The 7,333-nt window shown below is 33.3% G+C and carries 8 protein-coding genes; 3 read left to right on the top strand and 5 right to left on the bottom strand.

Annotation, left to right across the window (positions count from 1 at the left end):
• The first annotated feature begins 101 nt into the window (after positions 1-101).
• Both J2772_RS23540 and J2772_RS23535 read left to right on the top strand, forming a co-directional pair.
• On the top strand, positions 102-923 hold the full coding sequence (locus J2772_RS23540; RefSeq protein WP_209921359.1) for an SDR family oxidoreductase: 822 nt from the start codon (positions 102-104) through the stop codon (positions 921-923).
• 1 nt (position 924) lies between these two features.
• Complete coding sequence (locus tag J2772_RS23535) at positions 925-1,425, top strand: hypothetical protein (RefSeq protein WP_209921357.1); 501 nt, start codon at positions 925-927, stop codon at positions 1,423-1,425.
• Positions 1,426-2,007: 582 nt separating this feature from the next.
• Here the strand turns inward: J2772_RS23535 and J2772_RS23530 are convergent.
• The 3 genes from J2772_RS23530 to J2772_RS23520 all read right to left on the bottom strand — a co-directional run bounded on the left by J2772_RS23530 (position 2,008) and on the right by J2772_RS23520 (position 5,188).
• Positions 2,008-3,516 carry a serine hydrolase domain-containing protein gene (locus J2772_RS23530; protein WP_209921355.1) on the bottom strand — a complete coding sequence of 503 codons (1,509 nt, stop codon included), beginning with the start codon at positions 3,514-3,516 and terminating at the stop codon, positions 2,008-2,010.
• 445 nt (positions 3,517-3,961) lie between these two features.
• The gene (locus J2772_RS23525) at positions 3,962-4,273 is read right to left on the bottom strand and encodes a hypothetical protein (protein ID WP_209921350.1); all 312 of its coding nucleotides are present in this window, start codon (positions 4,271-4,273) and stop codon (positions 3,962-3,964) included.
• 135 nt (positions 4,274-4,408) lie between these two features.
• Positions 4,409-5,188, bottom strand: a complete 780-nt coding sequence (locus J2772_RS23520) for a hypothetical protein (protein ID WP_209921347.1) — start codon at positions 5,186-5,188, stop codon at positions 4,409-4,411.
• A 426-nt stretch (positions 5,189-5,614) separates the two neighbouring features.
• Here J2772_RS23520 and J2772_RS23515 point away from each other — a divergent pair, with 426 nt between their 5' ends.
• Positions 5,615-6,073 (top strand): hypothetical protein, encoded by a 459-nt coding sequence (locus tag J2772_RS23515; protein ID WP_209921344.1) that lies wholly within the window; start codon positions 5,615-5,617, stop codon positions 6,071-6,073.
• Positions 6,074-6,192: 119 nt separating this feature from the next.
• Here the strand turns inward: J2772_RS23515 and J2772_RS23510 are convergent, their stop codons facing one another.
• Both J2772_RS23510 and J2772_RS23505 read right to left on the bottom strand, forming a co-directional pair.
• Entirely contained in the window at positions 6,193-6,687 is a 495-nt protein-coding gene (locus tag J2772_RS23510) for a hypothetical protein (protein ID WP_209921341.1), read from the bottom strand.
• Between the two features lie 126 nt (positions 6,688-6,813).
• Entirely contained in the window at positions 6,814-7,164 is a 351-nt protein-coding gene (locus J2772_RS23505) for an immunity 51 family protein (RefSeq protein ID WP_209921338.1), read from the bottom strand.
• Positions 7,165-7,333 lie beyond the last annotated feature (169 nt).

Genomic DNA, 7,333 nt, shown 5'->3' with positions numbered 1-7,333 from the left:
CCATGGAACCTACCTGGAGAAACTTAACAAAAATGGCCGGAATAGCAATGATAGACGGCTTAAGAAAGAAAGATTTTTAATTTAGTACCTCAATACATACAATGAGAAAAACAATTTTAATTACAGGATGTGGCAGCGGTATCGGACGCATGACTGCCAAATATTTCCAACAAAAAGGGTGGAATGTGGCAGCCACTGTCCGCTCTAATCCGGAACAAGATAAGGAGCTTTACAGCTTAGATAATGTGCAGGTCATAGCACTGGATGTTACAAAAGAAGATACCATTCAATCTGCAGTACAACAAGCCGTTGAGCGGTTCGGAAAAATTGATGTGCTCCTCAACAATGCAGGATATGGTTCTTATGGTATCCTGGAGGCTACACCTGAACAGGCAATGCGGATGCAGTTTGATGTCAATGTAATCGGTACCTTACTTGTGACCAAAAACATAATCCCGATCATGAGAAAACAGCAGGAAGGAATTATTATAAATATTTCTTCTATGGGTGGTAAAATTACCTTGCCTCTTGGCACCTTGTACCATGGTTCAAAATTTGCCGTGGAAGGACTCAGTGAAGCGCTATCATTTGAACTTGAACCTATTGGAATCCAGGTAAAATTAATTGAACCAGGAATGATCAATACAAATTTTGAGGATACCGTTATGAAGAACCTCAATATAGACCCATCACAGACTGAATATGCTCCATTTCTGGAAAAAGTAATGATTGCAATACAGCAAGCCGGAAGTGGAGCTTCAGAGGCAATTGTTGTGGCCGAAAAAATCTATGAAGCCGCTACCGACAACAAAAAACAAATGCGCTACATCGCAGGGGCAGATGCCGAAGAAATTATAGCAGCCCGTAAACAATTGGATGATGACAGTTACTTATCCCTTATCAAACAAAACTGGGGTTTATAATATGGAATTTTTGCAGGAACTCAGTATAAGGACAAAAGGTGATGCGCTGCAAGGCAAAATAATGGTAGGCATAGGACTTATTTTAGTGCTGTGCCTGCTATTTGGATTCAAATATGAAAATCCTTTATTAAAGGGGATGTTCATTCCTATTTGCCTGCTAACAGCGGCTTCTCTGGGGTATGGAAGTTTTCTTACCTATTCCAGAGCAAAACACCTCAATACGGTGACAGAACAATACCGGCATAACCCAAAAGAAACAGTAAAAATGGCCTTAGGTAAAGCTCAATCCGACCATAAAATTTACATTATTCTAAAAATTGTTTGGAGTGCTTTGCTCATTCTTTCTGTACTTATTTTTTTATTTACTGTAAAAGAATATTACAAAGGGCTTATTCACGGATTATTCTGTTTATTCGTTGGATTTTTATTGATAGAGACATTTTTACACAGCCGATTAACCCATTGTTTTGAAAATGTTTCACGACTTGATAAGGTGAATTGAGAACTCTGGTATTGGCAAATAGCGTATGATAACGATTTCAAAAAATTTTCCAAAAGAATTAAAAATTCTAAATAATTCCTAATTCATACACTATCATACCTTCCACCGCAGCAACGAATGATAGTACCTTCAAGTAGAACAAACTTGCCAAAACAAGTGAGACTTTACGCTTAACAGCGGAAACTTTAGTTCATTTTACTATTTAGCGCCATTCTTAAAAACCTTTAAGTAATTAAATTAATCCTTATATTTGGCTAACGAAACTAAAGCAAATTTTAGTTGAGTTGTTAAGATTTTGTAGCATTATCCATAAGATATTGGAGTTGTGGCAAATTCGTGGCACTTTTGAAAACGATATTTTAAATCAACTGATTTTCAACATCTTAAATCATTAGGTTCGAATCCCTCACTCTCCGCAAGTTGGGAAGCCAAAATAAGCTAAAACGCTGTAAACATCAATATTTACAGCGTTTTTTGTTTTTACGCTAGAGTCAAAAAAAATCAAAATTTAATTCTTGGCCAGAAAGAACATTTGTCACTAAAGCAGCTATTAATAGTAAAAAAATCGGTTTTTCATTTTAATTAATTTTTCAGAGATAGAATTTGGTTGATTTTTGAAAGCATTTCTTTTGCATTTGGATTTGCCTGTTCCAATTCTAATACTTTTTGATAATCTTTTTTTGATAATTGATACTCTTTTTTATTGAAATAAGCTTCAGCCCGGCTGTCGTAAACATTGGCTGAATTTGGAAATTCATTGATATTCAAAGTGAAAATTTTGATAGCAGAATCAATGTTACCGTTATTCAAATATTCATAACCCAGTATATTGAGTTCGCTTTCATCCAAGAAATTGTAATCATCAGGTTTGGTTTTCTTCAGATTTTTGTAATGTTCAATACCATTGTCTACACTTTTCGACAATTCTTTTCTTATTGTGAAGGAAATCGACTCTTTACCTGATTCTAAAGGGTAATTTTTAAATTGATTCAAAGCTGCGATACTTGTAACAATTTCTTCCATCAATTTACCCGTGTTGCCATTGGTCATCACAACAATTCCGTTTCCATCATCTACACTTCCCATATAAAAGCAGACAAAACCATTTGTTCCACCATCATGATGAAAATATTTCGCACCAGCATAATCATTCGAAAATGTTCCAAAATGATTTTCCAATCTTTTCTGTGACATTTCTTTAGACAAAACTTTATCCGATTTTCCTAATAATGATAATTGTGTTTCAATAACATATTTGGCTAAATCTGTTGGATTTGTCCATAAACCAGCAGCTGCTTTTTCGGGATAAATATGATATTTCCCTTTCACTTCTTTATCGTAATTATAGCCTGTTGCCAACCAATTTTCTTTATCTTTTGCCGGTGGCTGGCTGAAAGAACTGTTATTCATCCCCAATGGCTCCAAAATATTTTTCAGTATATAATCTTCGTACTTTTCACCGGTTGTATTTTCAAGAATTAATTGAGTAATCGTAGTTCCACCACCAGAATATTGGTATTTCAAGCCTGGCTCAAATACAGATCTGACAGCACCGGAATTGGAAGGTTTCAGACCGTCAAGCGTTTGAATTGTTGTAGGTAAAGCAGCTCCTTTTTCATACCCTCCGAAACCGTGAACCGATAAACCGGCGGTATGACTCAATAAGTTAGCTATAGTGATTTTCTTCTCCTTTGAAACGTCATCATAAGGGAATTTCCAGGTTTTCAGATGATTATTAATATCATCGTCCAATCCTAATTTTCCTTCTTGAACCAATTTTAAAATCCCTAAACTATTAATCGTTTTGCTAATAGAACCTGCTTGAAACAATGTTTGGGGTGTTGCTGCTCTTTTTTCAGAAACATCTGCAAAGCCGTACGCTTTTGCCCATTCTATTTTGTAATCTTTAATTACGGCGATACTTACTGCATTGACGTTATAAAAAGACATTCTTTCTTTTAAAGTTGATTTCTTTTTAGATTTGTTCCAATGGTAGAAGTCGTTTTCAAATAATTTGATTTTATCATTTATGTTTTGTGCAAACATATTGAGTGATAAAAACAGTATAGCAATCAAATGGATTTTTTTCATGGTTAAATACTCGATGGTATGGTTATTTTGTTATCTAAGTTACTATTAAGACAACTGAGAAAAAAATAGTATTACATTTGAACACAACCCTTTTAGATTCCCTTATGTTTTATTTTTTAAATTGCTTCTGTATTTTCAAAAGCATTTCTTTTGCATTTTGGGTTGTCTGGTTTCAATTCCATGACTATGGATTTTTGGAGGTACAGATATACAGATTCCTGCCAACCATCCATTGAATACCTGAATGTATTAAAATCCAATGGAAAGCCCTATGAATATAAATTATGTTAAGCTTTAGGACATAATACTGCATTTTCAGGCTCTAATGAATCTGTTGAATATGTTATAAATGGATAAAAAATAGAAAAAATAAATATTGTACTCCTGTAATGCAGAAAGGATGTAAAAGCCTCCTTGCATTTCTTTCTTTAAAAAATTAATAGAACTATTCTTCTGCTCTTTTTGAAAGCGCTCTCAAGACCAACAAGCTTATTATAATCAGTAAAGGTCCAAAAAAAACATTACCTGCTGATGATCTTGGAGTATTCACAAGAAGTTCATGATTTTCATCCGGATAATTACTGCCTCTCACTCCAGCATAATTACAACAATAACTTTCACTTCCAACACAACTTCCATTTAGATTATTACTCTCGTCAGCTGTATCAGATACATTTCCAACAGACCTTCCCTGCCCTTTGGTCCATTGAAAAATAAATATGAGAATAAGAACAAAAATGAAATATAGTCTGTACATAAAAAGTAGTCATGGTTATTCCCCTAAAATATAAATTTTTATCATATATAACTGCATCCAAAAAAGATAAAGTAATATCATCGCCTTATTGCTTTTTTAGCAAGCTGCTATACTGAAATGATTTTTTTAAAAAACTTACTGTTTTACCTGAAAATTTTTAAAATCAAAAGGAATTTTCTGTACAGATTCTCCGTTTTCGATGAACAGTTCCAAAGGAATATTTCCTCTTTCTTCTGCGGTCATTGATTGCTTAATTTTATAAAACGTATAGATAATCCCGGTTTTAGGATCTTTCAGGGTAATATTGTTGTAGCTGAAATCCAGTCCATCATCTATAGTGGGCACTACAGGTATCATATCATGTTCTTTATCATTTGTTTTCGCCATCATAAGATCATACTCATTAAAGTCTATCTTTTTACCCTGATTAGCCATATGATTGATAAAGTCTTTAAAAATCTTATTCGCTGACTCTACAGATACAAGGCCAAAATAAAGCCCCGGTTTTTTAGCAAGAACACTCTTATCAATAAGATTTACATCTTTCTTTACCTCTTTTACTTTTCCCAATATAAAGTAAGAATTGTTTTCTCTAGAAGGCTGAAAATATTTGACAACTCCTTTTGCACTTACACTTTTTAATTTTTCTTTTGGGGTTTCATAACGTACCAGAATATTAGCTCTTCTATAGATGTTATAGACATTATGGTTATCTATCAAAAGGTTTCCTTTTTTATCTGTTGCTGTAATGGTATCAAATTTTATTAAATGAAACTTATCATTGGGTTTATCTTCCATTTCAAAACTCAATTCCATAAAATCAAAATAATAACCGGCTCGGTCAAAAATAATTTTTTGCTGGGAATATAAACTCGTGGAAAGAATGATACCCGCTAAAAGAAGTAGTTTATTCATTTTATTTTTACAATTATATCTGATCTTAGATTATTCTCAAAAAGTACGATTTTCCTGATTTACATCAAAATAAAGCGAGCAATGGTTCAAAAGGTATTTTCAAATCTATAAAACTATTAATTTTTTGGATAACATTCATTTTTCTTTATCACTCATTCATTCCAACGGAATTATTTATCCAAGCTTAAAACCCAATACCCAAAATGAATTAACCTACTGAAAATATAACAGTTGTGTACAAGGAAAATATTAAATAAATTTGAGAAACCGCTATATACCATGAATAGGTTAATTAATAGCTATATTGCAGAATTCACCAAAAGCATTGCGAGCAGTAATGCAAATAATAATTGATAATTAAAACTCATAAAAATCCAGGTTATCTGTATTGGGTATTTAGGGGTATAACAGATAAATTGTAACGGTATGGATTTCAAAAAGATCAAATATTTTTTTCTCGCATTTTTAATAGCAGGTTTCATTTTTAAAAGCAATATACTGCCTATAGTATATCAGGTTCGTTCCACCATCGGTCTGATTTTATTAATAGTATATGCTTGCGGAGTCTATACGTTTATTTATCGTCCTATCGCTTCGGAAAACAACCTTAAAAAACATTTATTCTTAAGGTTAGGAATTCTGCTTCTTTTCCTACTCATTGCTTTTATTCCATTAGTTTTTTTAAAGGAACAGAATCTAGGCATGGGAGCAGGATATCTCTACTATTTTGTGATGATAGCATTTGGATATGGTATCCTGATTTATGCCGTTATTGAATCCATTTTATTATACAGGAAGAAAAAATACGAACAAACTGCCATTAACCTTGCATTGGCTCTATCGATCTATTGTTTTGTCATTTTCAGTGGATTATTCGGGTTTTAATTCCTTTGTACAAATTTTTCTTCAGAAAATAATATAAATAAGTTTTGAACAGTTGTTAAACTAAAAAACTCTGTCCCAATATTAAAAATACCAAGGCAATGCAAGTCTCTTCTCTCTGATTAATTAAAATAATACGTTGCAGTAAGATCTCCGTTAAAGTCGGGCTGGTTTTCCTGTTTCCTTGTATTGAGTTCAAAAAGTCTTTCTCCATTTTTATTGCCAGCACGTATTCTTAACGAAAACCATCCGTTTTCCAAATTCAGGCGGATACTATTTTCATCGTTAATGGTTGAAATATCTCTTAAATAGCCAATTCCTACCACTCTCAGTTCATTATTGGAGGTTTGAAATATCCAGCCATCAGACTGTGCAGCCACTTCTTCATTTCCCAATACCCGATCTTCATTAGCAGAAATGCAGAATGAATAATAATCTTCTTCTACACCTATCACAGGAATTGCTATTCCTGATCTTGTTATTACATCTCCATGTTCATTTTCTACAAAATATTTCAGGATATTATTTCCTGGCAGATTATGATCCTGCAGATATTTCGCTAAAAGCTCCGGGCTGTATATGACAAAGCCTTTGAGTTCTGAAAATATTTTCTTCATATTATTTTTTATTAGATTGGTTTAAAATATTGCTTGCCGAATCCGGCTATCTCTCTTTTTCTATTAAATGCTAAAGATCTCATCCCACAAAGGCAAATTCACTAACGTATAACTTATTGTTGAGAATCAATCCAATTCTGCTCTTGAAAACAAATCTGTTATCAGCGTTTCATCTTCACAGGCTTTTTTAAAATCCAGGATAAAATCCTGTAACTTATTTCCTTCCGAAGAATAAGCACAGAACATTCCTCCTTCAGGGTCAAATCGTATACTTTCACTCAGATCCGGTCTTTTCTCAGCCAGAAAAACCTGAGCTAAAGAGCCCCAGTCGTAGCCGTTCCCCTCAAAACCTTCATCTGCCCTGGCATCAAAGATTTCCTGTTTATAACTTCCTGCATCCAGACATACCGAAAAGCTGCTTGCATGTTCTACCCAGAAAAAAGGTTTAATGGTTTCCTTAAAATGATTAATGTCCATATTATTAGTATTTTTAATTCAGTTCTTTTTTAGCATTAACAAATACCTCCTGAAACAAAAGCTTCAGAAAATAGTTTAAAATCAATTGATGAATGGATAATTGTAAATTCTAGTAAATACTGGGGATAAGATACTGCCTGAATAGTTTTTGCTCTTCTCCCGGTTAGAA

Source organism: Chryseobacterium jejuense (assembly GCF_017877355.1).
Taxonomy (GTDB): domain Bacteria; phylum Bacteroidota; class Bacteroidia; order Flavobacteriales; family Weeksellaceae; genus Chryseobacterium; species Chryseobacterium jejuense_A.
This window is presented reverse-complemented; position numbering and strand designations above follow the sequence as displayed.